The 22,962-nt window shown below is 39.1% G+C and carries 16 protein-coding genes and 1 tRNA gene; 3 read left to right on the plus strand and 14 right to left on the minus strand.

What is annotated here, in order from left to right:
• Positions 1 to 146 precede the first annotated feature (146 nt).
• Complete coding sequence (locus ALE3EI_RS02300) at positions 147 to 308, plus strand: hypothetical protein (protein ID WP_186990434.1); 162 nt, start codon at positions 147 to 149, stop codon at positions 306 to 308.
• A gap of 38 nt (positions 309 to 346) precedes the next feature.
• On the opposite strand, the gene ALE3EI_RS02305 is transcribed toward ALE3EI_RS02300, so the two are convergent.
• The 9 genes from ALE3EI_RS02305 to ALE3EI_RS02345 form a co-directional block, all read right to left on the minus strand.
• Positions 347 to 1,321 (minus strand): hypothetical protein, encoded by a 975-nt coding sequence (locus tag ALE3EI_RS02305; RefSeq protein ID WP_186990436.1) that lies wholly within the window; start codon positions 1,319 to 1,321, stop codon positions 347 to 349.
• Between the two features lie 38 nt (positions 1,322 to 1,359).
• Entirely contained in the window at positions 1,360 to 2,073 is a 714-nt protein-coding gene (locus ALE3EI_RS02310) for a M48 family metallopeptidase (protein WP_186990438.1), read from the minus strand.
• Positions 2,073 to 5,192, minus strand: coding sequence for a type I restriction endonuclease subunit R (locus ALE3EI_RS02315; protein ID WP_186990441.1), 3,120 nt, complete (start codon positions 5,190 to 5,192; stop codon positions 2,073 to 2,075). The genes ALE3EI_RS02310 and ALE3EI_RS02315 overlap by 1 nt, the downstream gene beginning before the upstream one ends.
• Positions 5,185 to 7,113, minus strand: a complete 1,929-nt coding sequence (locus ALE3EI_RS02320; protein WP_186990442.1) for a DUF262 domain-containing protein — start codon at positions 7,111 to 7,113, stop codon at positions 5,185 to 5,187. The genes ALE3EI_RS02315 and ALE3EI_RS02320 overlap by 8 nt, the downstream gene beginning before the upstream one ends.
• The gene (locus ALE3EI_RS02325) at positions 7,103 to 8,443 is read right to left on the minus strand and encodes a DUF262 domain-containing protein (RefSeq protein ID WP_186990444.1); all 1,341 of its coding nucleotides are present in this window, start codon (positions 8,441 to 8,443) and stop codon (positions 7,103 to 7,105) included. Before ALE3EI_RS02325 ends, ALE3EI_RS02320 begins: the two co-directional genes overlap by 11 nt.
• Positions 8,440 to 9,675 carry a restriction endonuclease subunit S gene (locus ALE3EI_RS02330; RefSeq protein ID WP_186990446.1) on the minus strand — a complete coding sequence of 412 codons (1,236 nt, stop codon included), beginning with the start codon at positions 9,673 to 9,675 and terminating at the stop codon, positions 8,440 to 8,442. Before ALE3EI_RS02330 ends, ALE3EI_RS02325 begins: the two co-directional genes overlap by 4 nt.
• A complete protein-coding gene (locus ALE3EI_RS02335) occupies positions 9,666 to 12,377 on the minus strand; it encodes a type I restriction-modification system subunit M (protein ID WP_186990449.1) in 2,712 nt (903 codons plus the stop codon). Before ALE3EI_RS02335 ends, ALE3EI_RS02330 begins: the two co-directional genes overlap by 10 nt.
• Positions 12,378 to 12,380: 3 nt before the next feature.
• A complete protein-coding gene (locus ALE3EI_RS02340) occupies positions 12,381 to 12,584 on the minus strand; it encodes a helix-turn-helix transcriptional regulator (RefSeq protein WP_186990451.1) in 204 nt (67 codons plus the stop codon).
• Between the two features lie 583 nt (positions 12,585 to 13,167).
• The gene (locus ALE3EI_RS02345) at positions 13,168 to 13,908 is read right to left on the minus strand and encodes a hypothetical protein (RefSeq protein WP_186990453.1); all 741 of its coding nucleotides are present in this window, start codon (positions 13,906 to 13,908) and stop codon (positions 13,168 to 13,170) included.
• 614 nt (positions 13,909 to 14,522) lie between these two features.
• Here ALE3EI_RS02345 and ALE3EI_RS13800 point away from each other — a divergent pair.
• Complete coding sequence (locus ALE3EI_RS13800) at positions 14,523 to 16,172, plus strand: recombinase family protein (protein ID WP_394367151.1); 1,650 nt, start codon at positions 14,523 to 14,525, stop codon at positions 16,170 to 16,172.
• Here the strand turns inward: ALE3EI_RS13800 and ALE3EI_RS02360 are convergent.
• Positions 16,132 to 16,204, minus strand: a tRNA-Met gene (locus tag ALE3EI_RS02360). The genes ALE3EI_RS13800 and ALE3EI_RS02360 overlap by 41 nt on opposite strands.
• Before the next feature lie 113 nt (positions 16,205 to 16,317).
• On the opposite strand from ALE3EI_RS02360, the gene ALE3EI_RS02365 reads away from it, so the two are divergent.
• On the plus strand, positions 16,318 to 17,886 hold the full coding sequence (locus ALE3EI_RS02365) for an AsmA family protein (protein WP_186990455.1): 1,569 nt from the start codon (positions 16,318 to 16,320) through the stop codon (positions 17,884 to 17,886).
• A 4-nt stretch (positions 17,887 to 17,890) separates the two neighbouring features.
• Here ALE3EI_RS02365 and ALE3EI_RS02370 read toward each other — a convergent pair whose 3' ends face one another.
• The 4 genes from ALE3EI_RS02370 to ALE3EI_RS02385 are packed head-to-tail and all read right to left on the minus strand — an operon-like array spanning position 17,891 to position 22,961.
• Positions 17,891 to 18,247, minus strand: a complete 357-nt coding sequence (locus tag ALE3EI_RS02370) for a SpoIIAA family protein (RefSeq protein WP_186990457.1) — start codon at positions 18,245 to 18,247, stop codon at positions 17,891 to 17,893.
• Between the two features lie 43 nt (positions 18,248 to 18,290).
• Positions 18,291 to 18,473, minus strand: a complete 183-nt coding sequence (locus ALE3EI_RS02375; protein WP_186990459.1) for a CPXCG motif-containing cysteine-rich protein — start codon at positions 18,471 to 18,473, stop codon at positions 18,291 to 18,293.
• Entirely contained in the window at positions 18,473 to 19,792 is a 1,320-nt protein-coding gene (locus tag ALE3EI_RS02380) for a TolC family protein (protein WP_186990461.1), read from the minus strand. The genes ALE3EI_RS02375 and ALE3EI_RS02380 overlap by 1 nt, the downstream gene beginning before the upstream one ends.
• Positions 19,779 to 22,961, minus strand: a complete 3,183-nt coding sequence (locus ALE3EI_RS02385; protein ID WP_186990463.1) for an efflux RND transporter permease subunit — start codon at positions 22,959 to 22,961, stop codon at positions 19,779 to 19,781. Before ALE3EI_RS02385 ends, ALE3EI_RS02380 begins: the two co-directional genes overlap by 14 nt.
• Between the last annotated feature and the right edge of the window lies 1 nt (position 22,962).

Raw genomic sequence — 22,962 nt, forward strand, 5'->3', positions numbered from 1 at the left:
TCGGACTAATATTCCCCTTTGGATTCAAAAACCGCAAGTTATTTCAAGTATAGACTATAACTAGCTTGCTATGGTAGTGCAGTTCGGTACGATAAAAAAATGTTTTTTTGCTTGTTCATGCATAATTATATATAAACGAGTCAAACATGGCAAAACTACCAACAACTGAAAACACAGAGATTTTCACAATGCGAATTTCTCCAAAATTAAAGGGTAAACTAAATCAACTTGCAAAGCAAAGCAAATATGGCGGGAGTGCATCCGCTGCAATTAGAATTTTAATTGAAAGAGCTTATTCGAATATCTAAGCATTGTCGTGATTAAACATAAGATGTCAATGCAAAGCCTAGAGTGCCTTTATTTGGCTAATGAAATCATCAAAAGCCTCTTTTTCCCGAAGTTCTGTCTTCCACTCAAGACCTAAATCAAATTGTTTCGCCCATAAATCCAAACCAATCAATGCTATACCCCAACATGGAGACTCATCGGTCAATTCCATTTGAACCAAAGCATCAACTAACCTGTCTTCTGTATTTGGATGTCTCGGAGCATCTGTGTTGGGTCTAAAGTAAAACATCGAAAGTATCCCAAGAGTAACACCTATATGAACCGCCAATTCATTTATTTTATTTGGAAAAATCCCCTTTTTTAACAATTCAATTGCATTATTGTCTGCTTCTCTTTCAAACTCTTTGTAATGAGAACATTCATCGTCTCCAGCATTAATTTCATCAATATGCCTAATCGCATGAATGTATTCGTGACATAAAATGAATTTTATTGCCTCGGTATAAAATCCATTAGGTTGCTCAATAAAATCTCGCCTTTCAGCCAAGTACTTTTCAGGGTTTGGCATACTATCGACATCCCATTTGGAATATGCTGCTATTAAAGATTTGGCATAACCAAACAAGTCTTCTGCGCTTTCAATTATTTCTGGATTAATTTCATATGCCTCGTTGCCGTTTATTTTATTACATCTTGGATAATCAATCTTCTGAATGTAAAGAGTATAGATTGAATGGCATATACACCATAAATAAGAAAGAAATGTTTCATCCAGATAAATTGTTTTATTATCATTTCTTATGTAAGGTGTATTCTCAATCCGTGTTTCACCATATACAATATTCACAGTTTTTGCAAAACCAAATTCTTCAAATGCAATATTCAGTTCTTTTGCAAAATTCGGATGCGTGTTCTGAAACATAAACATATTCATATGATTTAGAACTCGTATTGGCTGAGTTCCTTCATGTATATCTGGATTATATTGATTAATCTCCCCAGTGCTTAGAAAAATCCATGACCAATCATTCATATTACTTTTAGTGTTTTTAGTTTATAGTTTGTCAATCATTAATAATCCCAATCCACATGACTATAGGGCAATCGGTTTAACTCATCCCTATGAAATCGCCATTTCGGCATAAATTCATCCATCAATTTGACGAATCGTAGGTTATGGCTTCTCTCTAATAAATGGACCAATTCATGCACAATAATGTATTCCAAACAGTCTTTTGGTTTCTTCGCTAGTTCCAGATTAAGCCAAATACGTTTTGCATTCGTATTACAGCTTCCCCATTTGGTACGCATCCTTTTGATACCGTAGTCATTACTTTTTACACCAATGTGCTTTTCCCATTTAGTGATAAGCTTAGGAGCAATCTTTTTGAGTTCTGCTCTATGCCATTCATCCATCACCTCAGCCCGCTTTTCAGTTGATGCATTAGGTCTAACATAAAGGTGGATATATTTATGGTCCAATTCCACTTTTGGAGCAGCATCCAATTGGTGGATTTTTAGCAAATACCGTTTACCAAAAAAATAATGACTCTCACGATTTAGATACTCTCTTTTGGGTTCACGTTCTTGCTGTTGGAGGATTTCTTGCTGGTTTTTAATCCATTGTAACTTTGAAATAGCGAAAATCCTTACGGTGTCCAAATCCATTCTTTCTGGTGCTGCAATTCGAACCCTACCATTTGGGGGGTACACACTCAGGTGGATATTTTTTATATCCTTCAGTTCTACTTCAATGTCAATATTTCCCAATCGCAAATGCTCCATTAATATTCCGATTGCTCTTTAATAAGTTTAAATATCATCTCCACTTTGGTTGGTATTCCATAACCTTCGGGAGGTTCAGAAACCAATTGAGAATGAGTTGGATTGTTGTCTTCAATTGAATTCACTAGGGTTTCATAAATATTCCTTTTCACAACATTTTCTCTAGCCTTATTGCCTCTCCAATCGGCTGGACTTTCTGTTTTAACCACTTTATCAATCTGCACCACCAATTCTATGTTTTCATCCAGATTGTTGTATAACACTCTCATGCCAGGAGTGGTAATCTCATCGGGGGTATCTTCTGATTGACCAGTATTCGCCTTTTTGGCGAGTTCAGCAATTCGCTTTAGATATTCTTCATATGCTATGGCTCCTTCTTTACGTAACTTGATTAATTCATCGAGTAACTTCGATATTTTCTCAAAAAAAGCTGGGTCAATATGTTGCTCTTTTATAATCTTTTTCCTGACGTTATTCTCTATAGTCTCTGCAATCGCTCCCTGATTACTTTTAATCCCTTTTGGCAATGCCCCAATAGCTTCGGCTACACCTTTATTTGAGATAATATCTAAAAGAGACATACCTTCAAATGGTGTAATGTCTTCTGGTTCTTCAGCTTGTATGTAAGCATCTAATAAATGGCGCATATCAGCCTCATAGGTCTTCATGTCCAATGTCTCCCCAGAAGCTTTTTTAATTTGCTCTCTAAGCTTCACATAAAAATCGAGTTCTTTTTCGATGCCTCTAATGTCTTTGTCGGTGTAGCCCGCTTCTTGTAATTCATCTGCTATGTTGGCATAAGCACGAATAAATGCAACTGTTTTCTTGTATAACTGGGTACGTCTTAAAGCGGTATTTTTTAAATCGTCCTCATTTTCTGGATTACCGCAGAAATAACGAATGTATTCTAAGGTACCTCTCGGTGGTTCCACTGGTTCACATAGCAGTGCTAATTCTTCTATGGTGTTATCCATTCGTTTTTTTCCTGCATCTATTCGGTCTTGAAGCATAACGGCTACATCTTCCTCTTCAAAATCATCCATATCCAATTCCGAGGTATAAACCGATATGGCTTGCCCAACACTATCAAATAATCCTCTATAGTCAACTATATAACCATAGTCTTTATCTTCTCCATCAATACGGTTGGTACGACATATGGCTTGAAATAAGCCATGGTCCTGCATGCTTTTATCTAAATAGATATAAGCACAGCTTGGAGCATCAAAACCCGTTAGAAGCTTCGATACAACCACCAGCAATTTCATGTTGGCGGGTTCCTTCTTAAACTTATTTTTAGCCCAATCTTCGTAGGTTTCCGTTTTAGATTTATTGCCTTGGGGCACTACTTCCTTTAATATTTCTTCATACAGATTATAGATAGCTTCCTTTTGAGTTTCCGTGTTGGCACCTGTATCTTCTGTGGTAACATCGCTGGTATTTGGACTATACGATGTTACCACCGCACACTTACCTTTAAATGAGGTTTTCTGAAATAATTTGTAATACTCACAAGCTTCATATATTGAGTTAGCTACTAATATCGCATTGCTACGAGAAGACATCAACAATCGTTTGGTGGCAAAGTCAAACTCTATATCGGTTACGATTTTCTCCATACGAGAACGACTGCTAAGTACATTTTGCATGGTTCCCCATTTTTTCTTTAGTTCTGCTTGCTGGAAGTCATTTAAGCCCCGTGTTTTAGCTTTAAACCATTCATCTACCCTTTTCGGTGAAGTCAATTTTTGGTCGATGTCACGTGCCTCATACATTAAATCCAGAATAACACCATCCTCAACGCCTTCATTGAACTTGTAGGTATGTATATACTTACCAAATACTTCTAAACTGGTTTTTTTATCCTTTTTCAGCAATGGGGTCCCAGTAAAGCCAATGAAAACTGCATTGGGCAATATGGCTTTCATGGTTTTGTGAAGTTTATCACTCTGGGTTCTGTGACACTCATCTACAAACACGAATAATTCACCAGAAACCTGAACGGGGTTTTCCTTTAACTCTTGGATGTATTTCTCAAAGTTTGTTACATCTTTCTTTCCAAACTTATGGATTAACGAACAAAGCAGTCGTGGCGTATGCTGACCTAATTTACCCATAAGGTCTTTACCACTCTTGGTTCTAAATATAGTTTCACCAGCATCCGTGAATACACCTTCAATCTGCTTGTCGAGTTCATCACGGTCTGTAACGATGGCAATACGAGCCTTGGGATTGCTCTCTAATATCCATATAGCCAGATATACCATGGTTAAGCTCTTACCGCTTCCTTGGGTGTGCCAAATAATACCACCTTCGTATCGATTTACATACTTCTGAGCTTCCTTAACCGCAAAATATTGGTGAACCCTAGGCAATTTTTTAATTCCTCCATCATAGAGTACAAAATCATTAAGTAACTCAATGATGCGCTTTTTAGAACACATTTTGATGAGGTATTTATCCAGCATTAATCTGCTGGTATCGCTCACATCTTCCTTCCAACTGAAATAGAATTTCTCTGAACTACTGATGGAGCCATAACGCAGACCTTCCGAATCATTACCTGCAAAGAGAATTTGGTTGGTAGCGAAAAATGTCTGGATAAAGCGGTCCTGCATATTGGTGATGTTCTGGCGTATACCTTCACCGATATCCACGATACCCCGTTTTAATTCCAATATACCTATTGCAATACCATTGATATATAATACAACATCTGGACGCTTGTTTTTATAACCCTTTATCGTTACCTCTTCAGCGATATAAAAGTCATTATCTATAGGGTCTTCCCAGTTAATGAGCTTAATGGTTTCGTAGTTATCGCCAGCACTTATTTTTACCTGAATACCGTAACGTAGTTTTTTATAGACTTTTTTGTTGGTAGTATATAAGCTATCGTTAAAATTGGTGGCAACTTCCTTAAGCTCAAAAATGGTTTTTTTGATTTGGGCTTCTGAATAGTCTTTTCGAAGAAGATATTTTTTGAGAAATTCTTCTTCAATGTTGCTATTGCCCTCTCGCTCTTCCCAATTGCCGAGATAAGTATATTGTAATTCGTCTTGGAATAACTCAACCACACGGTTCTGAGTTATACGTTCTATATCCGTGGGTTTACTCATAGAAACTTTCTTTTAATATTTCTATCATGTCATTAGCATGCTGTTCGATTGATTTCTCATTCCATTCTCCATTATAATCCATCATTGCTTTCTGCTTTAAGCTATCAATACCAGCATTTATATAGTAGTCTTTTTTTGCTTCTGGTGAATGATTTGTCAATTTTGAGTTTTTGCTACTGCTAAGCAGGCACAGATTTCCAAAATTATCACACACCTCTTTTTCCATTCTCTTGATATTGGCTACTGGATTTTGCGGGTAGTAATGTTCTACACTGCTTCTGAATGCAAACTCAAAATTATCAAAGCCTGAGTACTCTCTTTTCCATAGTTCAAAATCCAAATAGTTGAATATGTAGTTTTCAACTTGAGTTCCTTGATGCAATAACTCCCAATTGGCGTTAGACTCATCTTCTTGCGGTTCACCTTCATTTTTGTAAATAATATCGTAGTAATCCAAAGGTGAATTGGAAAGAAAACGGTCAAAAAGAAAGGCTCTACTCAAGTCATTCAAATAATCCAGATATCCGTCTTCATTATAATTATACAAATAATAGAGTGCGGCATTAAGCCAATGCTTATAAATCTGTGTAGGTGCAGAAACATGAAACATTGACAAACGCATTATTATCTCCTGGTTTAAACCATTATCATTATCCTCATCACCAAAAGTATTTACGTAGCTAACTCTCTTTTTCTCATAAAGCTTTAAGCGTTTTAAGCTCCATTGTTCTTTATCATTCAAAAACTCACGTTTAATGATGAACCTATCAAACAGAAACCGTGATTCAAGCAAGGCATAGCCAAATTCAACAACGAAATCCAATCCTTTATCCACGTACTTTCTAAAGGTGTCTAAAAGACGTTTATCGTCAAGTGGTATATCATCCTCTGTATAAACTCTTAAAACGTGAAGTAAAAAATTTGGAAACGTTATAACTGAGGTAAACCTTTCAGCCTCTCTATAGGTTTCATTGTCTGCCTCTTTAATTTTCAACGAGGGCGTTATAATATCCCGAACCGACAATGCATCATGGTCTTTAGTATCTTCTTCATCATCCGTAAAGAGAGCATCAGCATAATCATATAAATCTTCATATTGAAGAGTATTCCAATCATTGCCAAACACCACCTCACGTTCATTTACTTTCTTACTCCCTTTCGAGGTGGAGAAACCGTATTGCACATAACGCTCCATGTCAGAGCAAGCCTCCCAAATTAAGTTAAAGACGTATTTAAGCGCATTGTCATCCTTTAACACTTCAAGCATTTTAGCTTTTAAAATCTCATGCTTCTCTAATTGTTCACCCCGATTATTCATTATCTCGAAATAATGATTCAAATCGGTGTCTTTTGGCACGCTTACCCTAAAAACCTTTACTTTCTGAACGAGGTAATTATAAAATTGCAAAAGCTCTGTATCATCCTTAAAGCTTTTGAGCAGATACTTTTCGGCATCATTGTAACCCTGGACAATGTTAGGGTTGTAATCTACACCATCATGGTATCTAATTTCCTTCCCTGTATAAATATCTGCTACCGCCTCAAGGGTTAAAGTCGATTTAACTCGACTATCGAAGGTAAGATTTAACTGAAAGTCGAAATCCTCAATTTCATTTATGTGAGAATAATTTCGTTTTAAAGCACTTATCAATAAATTAAGGGTGGTAAGTCTTTGCTGCCCATCTATAGTTTCATAAAAATTACGCCCATTGTGATTTCTTTCGTAAACGACTAAAGTTCCTATGTAATAGTTAGCTTCTGATTTATCCTCATCAAGAGCAAAGTCCAAAACATCTTGTATGAGCTGAGTTATTTCTTTTTCTTCCCATGCATAGTTTCTCTGGTATCGAGGTATAACGTACCTATCTGAATTAAACACATCGGCTATCGTTAGTTCTTTAATGTCCTGACTACTGTTCATAACCAAACTTTTTAAAGAGTTTTACAATAGGTTTGGTCTTAGCATTATCCAAAATGCGATAAGGTGCACTTATCGGAACAGATAAGACTTGATTGGGATGCGTAGCCTCCTTGATTCTTTTAAATAAGAAGGGTTCGCCTAAAGCATAATTATCGATAGTAGCTAACTGAACATTAAAATGTTCTACCCTCACCGTATAAGCCCAGATAAAGAATTTTTCTATAGCCCTGTCAATTTCTGCCTCACCAAACTTATCTAAATAGAAAAGCAAACAACAATCAAACAGTGTTCTTACGTATTTGTCTCCCGTACGATTACGCCCATCATAAGCGTTAAGGATTCTAATAATCTTATGTTTTATAAAATTCTCCTTTACCTCATCTATTTTTTGCTTGTAATAAGCGATAAACTCAAAAAACCTTTTCCCGTTTATCATGGTTTGGTCTAATTGAAACGGAAAAGGCATCTGGTTCAAGTCTATCTTTCGGTTGATATCTGCATTGTACCCATCAACATAAAAATTGGCAATTCGGTAAATTGAAGCAAATGGAAAGGTCTCAGTAATTTCTGGTGAAATACCTTTAAATACGTCTACTTTACTTTTGGAAAAGAAGCGTGCAGGATAACCTTTAGACCAATTACGAACCCTGTACAAATACTTTTGAAACAATTGCTTTAAAGTGTCTTGGTCTAAGTCCTCCCAATTCTCTACTATTTTTGTACGCTCTTGTTCGGTAGTGGTAACTGCCATTTCACGCAAGTGAAAGGCTTTAAGCAAGTCGTGGGGGTAAAGGTCTTTCCCTCTGGCGTTTTGAGAATCGAAAAACTGAAAGGCTTCTGAGATGTCCGAAAGCTCTACCTTAACAAGCTGACAACGCTCGTAAAAAAAACGTAGAGTATCAAAATCAAACTCTTTTACTCTACGTCTAATCTCACCATAATTTGCTTTAATGTTCTGTTGAGTAACAGGATTGCTAAAGCGAGTTTTAGAAAACAAATCTGGGCTTACCAATGGATACTTCTCTGTAGTAGCCACTTCATTAACCTGAGAACTTTCTTCAATTGCCAAAGCAATAAGTAATAAGGTGATGCTTCTTTGTTGCCCATCCACTATATTTAACTCGTTCTGCTTTTGGTCCTTGTGAAAAACAATGGTTCCTATTCGGTAAGCTGACTTGTCTTTATGCAGAATAATATCGTTTAAAAGCTGACTCACATTTTTAACCCCCCATTTATAAGGACGCTGGTAATCGGGTATTTGTAAGCTATCATTACCCAGCAAATCCTTAACAGAGACAATACCTGTATTTAACTGGTTTACGCTACTCATACCAACCTTATTTTACCTGTAAGTAGTTGTTGCATCATACCTTGTTTAGCAAGTTGATATTTGAAAAGTTTTTGCTCTAAGTTATTTATCTCTTTATCCATATCAGATAGAATTTGAGCAATTTCCTTTTGTTCTTCTCGTTGCGGCAGATGTATTTTATAATCTCCGACTATTCCTTTATTCAAATTTGATTGAGTCCCCTGTTGTCCTTGACTTATCAGGTCTTCAACCTTAAAAATTAAATAATAATAGAGGAACTCATTTATTAATTGATTTGAAGGGTTAATACCCAAAATTGCTTGACTAGTTGTAACTTCCGTTGTAGCAATACAACATTTACCGATAGAAGCATACATCGCTAGTAGAACCGTTCCAGATTTAAAAAGTCGTGCTGAACTATTGGTTAATCCATCTTCACTTATTCTCTTTGAAGAATTTGAAATATATTTACCTGCTTCAGATATGTCCGAAATAGAAATCCAAACAATATTGCCACCATAATATTTTTCATTGGTAGTTAGAGGTGTGCCTCCACTATTCATAGTAGATAAGTCTCCTAATCGGACGTAATCCCAGCCTTCCTTAGGCGTCAACAACCGCTGCATCACCCCTTTTTTAATGAGTTTTTTCTTGGCTATCTTTTTTTCTAGGGCTTGGATAAGGGCATCTGTATCGGATAGGACTTGGGTAATGGCTTTTTGTTCATTTATGGATGGCGGTAAATTGATTGGCAATCTTTTAGCAATTCTACCCGTATAACTTTGTTGTTTGGTGCCTTGACAGTATTTAAACGCAAGCTCATTACCGTAATAGACGTAAAAATGGTAAAGATATTCTGTTATGGTTTTTCCTTTAATAGGAAAAAGTGCCATGCAAGACTGGTTGGTTGTCGCCCTTATCCCTGTTATGGCGCAACTTCCTCTTGTGCCAGCGGCTTCTAAACCAGTTATAGCCATTAAAAAAGTTCCAACTGGATGAACCTTAAGATTAGTCTTTGCAACTGCATCCTCAGTAATCTTCTCCCATGTATCAGTAATAATGTTATAATTTAATTCTCCACTTGTTATCCACGGTATATTTCCCGTGTAATATTCTGGAATGCCTCTATAAGGTGTCATCCCGCTGCTGAAGCCTGTAAATGTTTCACCAAAGGTTGATGCAATCCAATCTTCTGGAATTTTCCCTAATTCTGTCTGCTGTAAATTCAATTTTTCTACTTCAGTTAGTTCCATGCAAATCCCATTTTTTCGAGGTGAGCGTTAACCGTATTTTCCAGTTCAGTTACCAATTGATTCGATTTAGGTAAGGGTGTATCATATCGCTCTGCCAGTTCTTTAATTCGGTTGGTTAGGAGTTGACTTATTTGGTCTATCTCTCCACCAATGGCATTTTTAATGGTGGTTAACCACTTATCATTAATTACCAATGCTTTTATCTCTTCTTCGGTCAAATCTGGATATTTAGCGTAAAGAGAATCATCGAGTACTTGCTCTTTTTCTTTTATCTGCTTTTTTATATCACTCTCGGCATCTCTAAAGGCAATGTATTGGTTAATAATTGTAAGCTCAAAAATGTATTCTTGAGTTTTGTCCTTGTCTATTTTAGCTTGGATAGATTGCTCTACTTTTTCAGCTATGGTCTTTAATGCTTTTTTGGTATCGGTGATGCTTTGGTTGGTATCCAACCATTGCTTTAAGGTCTTGGCATTTTCGGCATCTTCAACCATCGCCTTATAAGCTTTAGCAACGGCTGTTTTGGTTAAATTACCCTTAGCATTCTTTAATCCATCAAACACTCGGTTAGCACTTTGCTCATTCAGTTGAGCAATGTTATCAGTCAATTGTTCATTGAACTGTTCTTGTTTTTTATGTAGGTCAGGAAAGTACTTACTCAAAGCTAAATCTGTAAACTCTTCAAGATTAGTAACAGCATCGGTTTTTTTACTAACCTCATACAATGCAGATTCTTCAGCGCCGTGCTCTTCCTCCAACTCTTGGTATTGTGAAACCGTATTTTCCAATTCGGTGTTCAGGATTTCAATCGCTAGTTTTTCAGCCTCGAAAAATCTGTTAATTACCAATTCTTTCGGGATAAGGTCACAGGTCCATCCTTTATCTACCATTTTCTTTTTACTGTTCTCCTTTAGTATGCGATAGGTTTCAGCTTTCCAGCCATCATAAGAAATGATATATGCATCATCTTGCATCGTCTCGTTCCAATAGCTTAATAAGTGCTGGTATACATTGTAATTGTCTACTAAAGGCTTGTTCTCATAGGCATTTAGTAAGCTTTCAGAAATCTCTGCAATAATTTGTTTGGGGTGACAGTCTTTACCCTGTGAATTTAAATAGGTATAAGTTTCTGTTTCCCATACCTTAAATATGGCATCCATTTCTTTCATGAATTTAACAAACTCTGGATGTTCGTATATAGATGAGTTCACTTGGTCTTTAGCCACTTTTAACGTTGAATAGCCTTCCCTTTCTGGACTGTATAAATCGGCTTTGAGCGTTGGGTATACTTTCCAATATTTATCTAACGCATCGATATCTACGTTTGGAATACCGCCATTAAGGTGTGCATCTATATCTTGAATGTCTTCTTTTTCTTGACCATCGATATAGCGAGGAATATTCAGATTATATTCGTTTTCTTCAATACTGGCAATGGAAACTATTTTACTGTACCCTTCAATGATTTCCTGATTATTAAAGACATCAGTAATTCTGCGAATATCTTGTTCTCGTAGTCGGTTTTTAGGTCCATCTTTGATAAAGCCATCACTGGCATTAATCATAAAGATAGCCTTGCGGTTTTGAGCATTCTCTTTATCGATACAAACAATACACGCTGGAATACCAGTGCCAAAGAACAAGTTAGCAGGTAGACCAATAATACCTTTTATATAGCCTCGTTTGATGAGATTTTTTCTGATTTCTGCCTCAGCATTTCCTCTAAACAATACACCATGTGGTAAAATAACCGCTCCTTTACCGTTACGTTTTAAGGACCTAATGATATGTAAGAGATACGCAAAGTCACCATTTTTGGAAGGTGGAATACCAAAGCCATCAAAACGGTTATATTTACCATCTTCTGGAAGCGATAATCCATTGCTCCAACGTTTATCACTAAATGGTGGATTGGCAACCACATAGTCGAATTGCTTCATGTTCCCATTCTCTTCAAATAATGGCTTTGCAAGCGTGTTTCCTTGCTTTATTTCTGCGGTGGGATAATCATGTAGAATCATGTTCATTCGAGCCAATGCTGACGTTGCAGAGTCCTTTTCCTGACCATATAGAGTTACCTTCGTATTAGCGGCAGTACCAATTCGTAATAGCAACGACCCAGAACCACATGTCGGGTCGTATACGGTAGTATTAGCACTTGAATTGGCATCGTGAATACCAATAATCATAGCCATGATACGGCTAACCTCAGCTGGGGTATAGAACTGCCCCTTACTTTTACCACTTTCAGTAGCGAAGTGACGCATTAGGTATTCGTAAGCATCACCAAGAATATCATCACCCTCTGCTCGGTTTTTACTAAAGTCAAGCTCTGGCTTTTCAAAAATGGCGATGAGGTTGGTGAGTCGGTCTACCTTCTCTTTGCCTTCACCCAATTTAACTGGGTCGTCAAAGTCAGGCATGTCAGAAAGGTTGTTCGCTTCCTTAAGTGGTGCAATAATCTTTTTGTTGATTTGGTCACCTATATCGGTTTTACCCTTAAGCAAAGTCATATCATGGAAACTAGCTCCTTCGGGTATCGTAATGGGAGCGTAAGGTTGCCCAGCCCATTTATCACTTATGTACTTTATAAAGAGCATAACCAATACATAATCTTTGTATTGGCTGGCATCCATACCACCTCTTAATTCGTCACAACTTGCCCAGAGTGAACTGTATAATTCTGATTTTTTTATTGCCATATATTATTTTGTATCTGCTTTATTTGATTCTAATAACTCTCTTACGTCTACTTTTAGGATACTTGCTATCTCATACAATACATCCAAAGATGGTTGCCGTCTGTTCTGTACATAGCTATTCACCATATTGTAAGACTTGCCAAGTTTGGTTGCCAACCAGGTTTGGGTCAAGTCCTGTTCATACAGCACCTGCTTTATTCTATTCATTTTATACGGGGATTTTAAGCTTTTAAAGATAGCATGAATATCTCATGTTATGAGATAATTTCAAGAGTATTTTTAGTGACTTCATATTCAGTTATTTACTCATGTAAATTTTTTTTGTCGTTTTCAATGTATACACATATTTATTATAAACAGGCAAATAGTTTTAAAGGTTGGCATCACGACCGAAGTCAAATGAAAGTGATGTACACATTCAGGTTGCGAAGGGCAACATTAAGCGAGTGAAGACTCTGGCACTTACGTTGGCAATCTGGTGTGTGGTTGATAGGAACGTAGCCGATTCAATCTGAAAGGGTACCGCTGAGGTATAGGACCCGAACCCCCACGTAGTATGTCGGTTTGGTTCTCAAAAGAACGAATTCTAGGTACTGCGGTCGGAAACATTCCTATACAAAGATGCTGGAGACATCTTTTGGAATAAAGTACGATGGATGATAGGACCACTTAACGGTGGATGCATGGAAGAAGTAATAATCATCTCTATACCTTTTTAGGGGGTATGGGGGTGATTTTTTGTTTCATTGGACTCCTGGAACCTCCTTCCGTTGGATAGGAAGAGAAAACTTCATATAACTTTCAACCATCTATTTGAACTTATGACAGGAATATATTTTTCACAATCACCTTTCTGAGCTTCAAAGTCCTCATCATCAGTACTGAAACATTCGATATTGACATTTAAATTATCTTTAAAGTACTTCATTTGACTACTAAAAATTTCTTCACCAATTCTATTGAGCCATCTATTCCAATACCTTTTATTTGCGACTAACAATAGTTTTGGAGATTCAAAATTAGCAATGAAGCTCCATTCAAATTTTTTTAATCCAGTATGGTGAATATCATATTTATCAAGTAATTCATGGTTACAAAGGATATAGTAATAATACATTAACAATTCAACAATACCATAAATCGGATGGTCAGATTTTGACTTATGGTATTTTAGCTCACAAATTACAGGAATATCATCTGAGGTAATTCCGATAAGGTCTAGACTAGGTCTTCTAGGATTTTTATTTAACACGACAGGAATCTCCAAATCCAACCAGTTTACTTCTTTGAGTGTATTACCATAGTCAAGCAGTGTATTTTGCGAATTAAAAATACCCCTCTGAAATGCAGTTTCACCCTTCGACCTAATATTCCCCAAAGACACTTTTCTAGGCATTGATTTATAATCGTTTTTTTCATTACCTAAATCGCTAAGCCTGAGTTTTAGTCTATCCATTTCTTTAATTTCAGACTTTTCAATAAAATCTAGTAAATATTTTTTAAAATCTTCTACTGTTAATTTTAAAACCATATTGTGTTGCTATTTTTTAAGCGGGAATTATTGGTTTATAAAGATATAAGGAAAGTGGGAAATTTCCCTAGATTTTGGTGCTTAGATAATTTTTTTAAAAAAAGTTGGGAAAAAACTTGTTTTTCGGTACCCTCGTGTAGTATAATTGCTCAAACAAGACTTAGGAGCCATCCTTTGGCTATCTTGAAATAACATACTTCAGCCCAACAAAATAATTGAAGATTTGGGCATAAATTTTTCAACCTGCAAGCGTCTAACTTGAGGTTACTCTCATTTAAACCTTGTTTAAATTTTTCGACCTGGAAAGCCGTCACGTTTTGAGTGATATTATTTTTCAGAATAGGTCGTCCGTCCTGTAGAGCGGAAAGTATACTATCATCTTAAAAACCTTGGATAGTGCTTCAGAAGGAAATAACATCAGCCCGATAGACTTCGTGCTGAACATTCTTTAATCCTTTAACAAAAGTGGAAAATGAAGAAAACAACACAATACCAATCGCTATATATAGAAAACTTACTGAAGATAAAACCAGTAGCGATGCAGAAGTAATAAAAATTATTAATAACCTACACAGGCTAAGTCATATAGTTTGTGACCTTTTAAACTAAATAAAATGAATTTAGATTATTTTAAAAAATTCAGCTCCTATCGAGAAGAGCTAAACACCAATAAAAATGTTTGGTTATATACAAGAGTCAGTTCAAAAAATCAGTTTGAAACCAACGGAAGTATCGAGAACCAGAAGTGTGCCGCAGAGGCGTTGGCACGCAACAATAATTTTGAAATTACTAACACATTTGGCGGCACCTACGAGTCTGCCAAAGGTGATTTCACCAGAAAGGAATTCAAAAGACTGATTTCCGAAGTAATAAAAGCGAAACAGAAGCCATTTGCTATAATGATATATAAGATGAGTAGATTCTCCAGAACAGGGGCAAGTGCAATTGGTCTAGTCAATGAACTAATAAGGGTTCATGGAGTTCATCTTATTGAAGTGTCAACCGTAAAGGACACTACTACGCCTAGAGGTGAATTCGAGATAATTGAGTCTTTACAATATGCACGAAAAGAAAATATTGAGCGTCTTGAAGTGACCATACCTGGTATGATTGCGTTTTTGAAAAACGGAAACTGGCTTGGCAAAGCTCCAAGAGGCTATAACCATTATGGTAAGCGAGTCAAAAAGTCTGACTTCATTAACGGAGTTCAACATCTTGAAATCAACAAGGAAGGTAAGCTCCTTAAAAAAGCTTGGAAGTGGAAACTAAATGGCATGGCAGATTATCAAATAAGGCAAAAACTAGCTAAACTTGGGTTCTCTATCAAAAAACAATCCCTTAGTGCCATGTGGCGAAATGCCTTCTACTGCGGCATTAATACAAACAGTCTGTTGAAAGGTGAAGTCGTAATTGGTAATTGGAAACCGCTTGTCTCTTGGGAAGACTTCCAAACAATAAATGAAAGGTTTGAAAATAACTCAAACACTGGTTACATTAAATCAAAATATTGCGATGACAGACCTTTACAATCTGATTTGTTTTGTGGTCATTGTGGCTTCAAAATGACAGGATACAAAGCGAAAAAAAGATATGACTATTACAAGTGTCAGAATAACATGTGCCCAACAAAGGACATGAACGCAAAGAGTTCAAAGAAATCACTCAGACCAGGTCTTAATGACCTGTTTGAGGATTATCTAAGTCAATTCTGTCTGAGTAGAAAATACATAGACGTATTCAAAGTGCAAATGAAGCTCGCCTTGAATGACAAGAACAAGCAGTCTATAGAGCTTGAAAGTTACTTGAATAAGAAATTGGATGACCTTGTAAATCAAAAGGACAAATTGGAACGTAAGTATGCTTTTGAGAACTTGAGTCAAGACTTGTATGATAAATTCAATAAGGAGCTTATGGACAAAATTGATGCTGTAAATGCTGAGAAAGCGAAATTGGGTATTTCAATATCGAACCTCGAAAAAAAAATTGACAAATGTGTTGAGGTTACTCAAAACCTTAGTGATTACTGGGCACACGCTAATATCGAAAATAAAATACGTATCCAAAAATTGGTATTTCCATCGGGGATAGTCATTGACCCACAAAATCGTCAATATCGAACCAAAGAAGTTAACTCAATTTTTACGATGGTTTCAAGCATAGTAATGGGTCAGGGGGCTAAAACAAAAAACGCATCATCTAAATTTGATAATGCGTCTCGCTTAGTAGCGGGAACTGGACTCGAACCAGTGACCTTCGGGTTATGAGCCCGACGAGCTACCTACTGCTCTATCCCGCGATGTGGACGGCAAAGATACAAAGGATTTTAAACATCACAAGAACTTCTGACGTAAAATTTAACAGAAACTCATAAAAATTTCAGTGATCCCATCGACTTTGCTATTTTTAAATATGACAAAAACTACCCGCCGAATCCTTCTAATCATTGGAGGTATTATTCTTTGCTGCTTCATCGCCGTTGGCATTGCCAATCACATTGTAAAAAATAAACTGGTCGCCTTTCTCGAAAATGACCTGCCGCCACATATCTCCCAATCGCATAAGGAAGTTAGCCTCCACCTGCTTGACGGTTCCATCACCATACAGCAACTCGATCTGGCTATTCGGAACAAAGATTCGGCCCTGGTCTATTCCAACCTTGCCATCGAATCGGTGCGAATCTCAGATTTCAGCTACTGGGACTACTTCGTCAAGGATCAAATGCATTTTGCATCGGTTACACTGTCCGGCCCCACCATCCGTTACTACAAACACAAAAAGCTCGAGGCTCAGGATACCACAACCACCGCCTCCCCTTCCTTGAATACTATCCTTCGTGTAGACCGGCTTACCATCAATAATGCCATGGTCCATACCTACGATAATACTTCAGATTCGACCGCAATGAGCGCTACAAATCTTCGACTCATCCTAAAGGATATCTATCTTGATGCTAATACCATTCAGCGGAAAAACCCGATTAATTTTTCAGGCTACACGCTGGAAGGAGATTCCCTCTTCACTAAAATTAGCCGCTACGAAAACCTGTATACCCGCACCTTTTCCATAAATGACGGCAACGCAGTTTTTAACAATATTGCCTTAAAAACAAAATATTCGAGAGCCGAACACAGCCGCTTGCTTGCCACCGAACTGGATCACGTGAATTTAACCGTTGACAACGTAACCGCAACAGGGTTCGATATTGGTTTTAACAATGAACAGCCATACCTGAAGAGTAGTTTACTTACCATTGATGATTCCAACCTGGATATATACCGCAACAAGCTGGTCGCCGATGACCCGAAGCGCAAACCCCTATACAGCGAGCAACTTCGTAAACTTCCTATTGCACTTTCCATAGATACAATCAGGCTCGAGAATGCCTATATTAAATATTCCGAAAAAGTACATGCCGAAAATCCTCCGGGAAGCATCCACTTCGATAATACCTATGCAACTTTCTATAAAGTAGGTAATACTTATGGCAAGACTAATACTCAAATCGATATAAGAACCAAGTTCATGTCTACCTCCCTGCTAAAGGCTAACTGGGAGTTTAATGTTGAGAATCCGTCCGATCGGTTTACGTTTCGGGGGGATCTTGCAAGCATCGCCTCGGCTCAATTAAACAGTTTTACAGTGCCTAACCTCCGACTCAAACTGGAAGGCGAGATCCAGCAAACCTATTTTACCATTAACGGCGATGGCACGAGTTCTAATGTGGATATGGAGATGAAATACGACGAATTCAAAATAAAGCTTATCAAAAAGAACGGCAGGGAAGAAAAAGACCTGCTTTCGGCAATTGCCAATCTGTTTATTAAAAAGAACAGCAACGACGACGGAAAGCTATTCCGAAAAGGGGAAGGAACCGTGACCCGCGCCCAGAACAAATCCTTCTTTAATTATTTATGGCTCAATGTGGAAACAGGGATGAAAAGCGCCCTAACCGGTCCCGGCGTGGAACGCAAGCAATAACTTTTTAACGTCGGGCGATCCAGCGAATTGCCTTAAGTCGATCTTCGGTAGGAAAATGCTTCATGTTTATCGAAATAAACAAACTCTCTATAGTAGAACATAAATGGATCCATTTGCGGTCGGTGACCAGCGCAAGCTTGTTAAACTTGTCGGCGTTTTCTATCTTAAAAAGTATTTCCTTTACTATGGCAGGAAGAGTAAAGGATTCAATATTACTGTCTTCCAGATAGAGGTTGATCTTGTCGAATTCTTTGAATTTTTCCAAGATCTGAATATGCAGTTGGTTGGACAATTCCTCATTGAATTCTCCTTCAATAAGAAACCCCACCGTATCCTTCGAAAAGCTGAATTCAGATAACATCCCGACGTAAATTTACTGGTTCTCATAAAGTTACGTCAAAAAATTATTGTTCTATGCTTTCTGCCGAAAAATTTACAAGCTCCTTATTTTCAAAAGCAACAGTAATCTGAATGGGATTGCAGCATATTTCACAATCTTCTATATAGGATTGCTCACGCACCGAAGTATCGAGCAACATAGAGATGGATTCCCAGCAATGCGGGCACTGAAAAAAATGCTCCTCCATTACAATTCAATATTCAACAGCTGTCCGGTAAGCTGTAATAGTTCGAGTTCAGCCAGCTTGGCTTCGTATTTTGCAAGGTTCTTATTGGTCTGGGCATTCAGCAAATTGATCTGTGCCTGCCGCAATTCTACCGAAGTGATCTGCCCCAGCTTATAGCGCTCATTAGAGCGTTCAAAATTATTTCTCGCCGTAGTGACATTCTGCTCTTGCAGTTGGTATACCGAAAGGCGGTTGTAATAGTTCCCTCTGGCATTCTCTATATCACGTTTTACCTCAGTCTTGATCTGTTCAAGCAAAATTTCCTGAGTATCGCTTACAATACGGGCATTCTTTACCGAAGTGATCCCACCACCCCCATCGAAAAAGCTCCAGGTCAAGCTAAGTCCTGCCGCAAACCCGGTGGTCGTACTGGAGGAAGCAAAGCTGGTGGATGGAAAATTCCCTTGATTCCACCCATAAGATCCTGTAAGCCCCACAGAAGGTAAATAGATCGACTTGCTGGCCTTGTAATTGTAGGTACTTATGGCAATATTCTTTTCGGCCTGCAGGAGACGCACATTGTTAGCTTCGGCTTCCGCCAGAAAATTGGTCAGTACCAGATCGTTGGTGAATTGTACCACCGTATCTACCGTAAAGTTCCTGTCCAGTTCGCTGCTTAGCACAACCATCAGATCTCGCTTCGTATTCTCCAGTTGTTGCCTGGCGTTCATTATGTTAATACTGTCAGTCACCATATCCACCTGGGCATTCAACACGTCCAGCTTGTTGTTTTGCCCGTATTCGAATCCGTATTCGGCACGGGTTAAGCGGTTTTTTGTATTCTGAAAGGTTTCCTTCAATACTGAAATATTCTCTGTAATTCGGGCGACCTCGTAATAAACCGAAAACAGCTGAAGCATAGTGGTTTCTATGGTCTGTCTTGCCTGAAGCTCGGTAAGATTGTATTCTTCCTTTAGTCGTTTGTAGTCGTACCAGCGTCCCAGGCCGTCGAATAAGGTGTAGTTTAGATTTAACGAAGCATTATATCGGGTGGTTTCGGCACCGTCTACTACGCGGCTTGTCCCGTCCTGAAAGGTCACATCCTGATCGTCTATACTGTAATTGGCACCGGCGTTTCCGGTTAAGGAAGGTAAAAACCCCGAATTGAGTATGCTTTTGTTATTTTCTGAAATTTCCAGGTTTTTATTGGCAATGGTAATTCCGAAGTTGTTTTCCAAAGCTTCGGAAACTGCCTCGCTTTTGGTCAGCATATCGGGGGACTGTGCCCATACACTGCCAACTCCCAAGGAAATTATAAAAAGGATCTTAATGCTCTTCATGCTGTTCTTTTATAGCTCGTTCCACTTCTTCTCTGCTCACTTTTTTCCCGGTGATCAACCACTTCGAATTCGCCTTGATGTCATTGGTCACCGAAAGCAATAACGGCAATATGATCAGGGTCAATACGGTGGCAATTCCTATTCCGTAGGCAATGGAGATCGCCATAGGCTTTAAAAACTGGGCCTGCCGACTTTTCTCCAGCAATAAGGGCGCAATCCCCGCTATGGTGGTTAAAGAAGTTAAAAATATAGCCCGGAATCTGGAGCGTCCCGCTTCGTACAGGGCCTGATCGAATTTCATCCCGTCCTTTAGATAGGAATTGAACTTCCCGATCAAGACCAGTCCGTCGTTTACCATGATCCCGATAAGGGCAATGATACCAAGTGCCGATAGGATATTGATAGGAAAATCGTGAAACCAGTGTCCCCATGCCACCGCAATGAAACTGAAAGGGATCATAAGGATTAGCAATAGCGGCTGACTGTAACTTCTAAAGGTAAAAGCGATCACAATATAGATAAGGAAAAGTACGATAGGTATCACCGTCACCGCTGAATCTGACAGTTTATTTCGTTCTCGATTCTGCCCTTCATAAGAAGCCGAAACGGTGGGGTATTTCGACATGATCTCGGGCATGATCACAGTTTTAATCTCATCCAACACACCTACCGGACTGCCGTTAGGGTCTTTCATGTCTGCATTTACCTGTATCTCCCGGCGTCCGTCCAAATGACTTATAGACTCATCCCCCCGTCGAATTTCGTAGCTCGCAATTTCACCGAATGGAACGCGTTGCCCCGTTGAGGTTACGATGCGCATATCGTCCAGATCGTTAATAGATTCCCGGTTTCCGCGATCGTAGCGCACCCAGACCCTGATCTCATCCTGCCCACGCTGAAAACGCTGTGCCTGGAGACCGAAGAATCCTGCCCGAATCTGACTCATAACGTCTCTGAGGTTAAGGCCGAGTGCATAAGCCGTTGGTTTAAGCTGAACATTGATCTCCTTGATCCCTTCGGGATCGGTATCGGTGATATCGGCCAACAAGGGGTTAGCTTCCAGACTTGCGCGTAGTTCTCGTTTGGCTGCTTTAAGTTCTTCAGTATTATTCCCTAATAAGGAAACTGAAACCGGGTTCCCGCCAAAATTTCCTCCCGAACCGAAGGACAAACGCTCCACTCCGGAAACCGGACCGGTTTCTTCACGAATGGAATTGGTAATAGACTGGGAATCGAAATCACGTTCTTCTCCCGGGAGCAGGTTTACCTGCAGAGAAGCCTTGTTATTCCCCGGACCAACACGTTTGATGATATTCTCAACCACCTGCTTGTTTCCGGTCTGCTTTGCCGTATATTCTTCATTCACCCGCCATGCCGCACTTTCTACCATGGTAATGATAGAATCGGTGATCTTAGGATTGGTTCCTTCGGGCATGAGCAAGTCGATACTCACCCGGTCACTTGCGATACGCGGAAAGAATGCCTGCTTTATGATATCTCCCTTATAACAACCTATGGTAAGGATCATTAGGGTAAGTAAAATGGCAAAGGTTAAAAAACGTTGTCGCAGCGCAAAGCGCAAGGTGGGACTGTAGATGTTATCTCGGCAGTATCGCATAAAACGATCGCCGTATTCGTTGAATTTTCGCAGACTAAACAGAAATTTGTCCAGTCCCTTTCTTTTTTTATTGGGATCCTGCTTTAACAGGGCCTTGGAATGTGCAATATGTGCCGGAAGAATGATAAGTGCCTCTACCAGTGAAACAACCAGCGTTAAAATGACGATGGTAGACACTTCACTAAAAAATTCCCCAATACGACCTTCCAGAAATAAAAAGGTCGAAAAGGCCAATACGGTAGTAATAATAGCAGAGACAATAGCAGGCAGCACCTCCATGGTACCGTCTATTGCCGCTTGTACACGACTTTTACCCATCTCGTAATGCTGATAGATGTTTTCTGAAATAACGATCCCGTCGTCCACCAGTATACCAATGACAATGATCATCCCAAACAGAGAAAGCACATTGATGGTAACATTGAAATTGGCCGCAAAAATAAACATCCCAAGAAATGCAATAGGAAGTCCCAGCGCCACCCAGAACGCCAGGCGAGTATTCAGGAAAAAGGACAGAAATAAGAGAACAAGAAGAATCCCGGCAGCCCCGTTTTCAAGGAGCAATTGGGTTCGTTGTTGCAATCGTATGGAGGAATCACTCACAACGTCGATCTTCACCCCGGTATGCTTTTCGTTGAATATCTCGATATATTCATTAACCTGTTCGGCAGTTGAAATAAGATCTTCGCTATTGGTGTTGGTGATCTCTACATTTACCGCAATGTTTCCGTTGAAGTAGGACGCATTGGGAGTTTCCGAAAAACGATCCCTAACCGTGGCTACATCCTGTAATCGAACTACCGTACCATCCTGCTTAGCCCTTACCACCAGATTATTGAGCTCATTTCCGTAGTAGGAGCGGTTATTAGCGCGTATTAGATAGTCCTCGGCGTTGGTCTTAATGTTTCCACCTGTGGTAAGGATATTGGCCTGAGAAACGGCCGCCGCAACTTCTGCGAAGGTAAGGTCGTATGCAAGCAGGTCATTTTCCCGAACGGCGATCTCTATTTCCTCTTCCGGATAACCCGAAACTGCGATCTGGGAGATCCCGTCCATGCCTCTAAGGTCGTTCTCCACCTGACGCCCGATCTGTTTCAGGGAACTTAGGTTCACCCCCTCCCCACTTATGGCAAAGTCTATGGTCTGACGGATATTCTCCTGCTTGGCTACCACCAAAGGTTCCATACCGGTGGGAAAATTGGGCACCCGGTCTACGGCGTTCTTTACTTCGGAAAGCATGAGGTCTATGTTCTCATCGCTTTCGATCTCGACAGTGATATTGCCTCCATTTTCTCGGGATACCGATGTAACACGATCTACACCAATAAGCCCTTTAAGATTGTCTTCGATCTTGAGCACCACTCCTTCTTCGATCTCTTCGGGTGCGGCTCCGGGATAACTGATATTGATTCGAATGATCTGCGATTCTGCCAGCGGGAAGAAGGACGACTTCAGCTGGAGCATCCCAATGACCCCAAAAATGATAAACGCAAGGATACATACGTTTACGGCAACTTCGTATTTAATAAAATAAGCGATGAGTTTTCGCATG

The organism is Constantimarinum furrinae (assembly GCF_014295415.1).
GTDB classification, from domain to species: Bacteria; Bacteroidota; Bacteroidia; order Flavobacteriales; family Flavobacteriaceae; genus Constantimarinum; species Constantimarinum furrinae.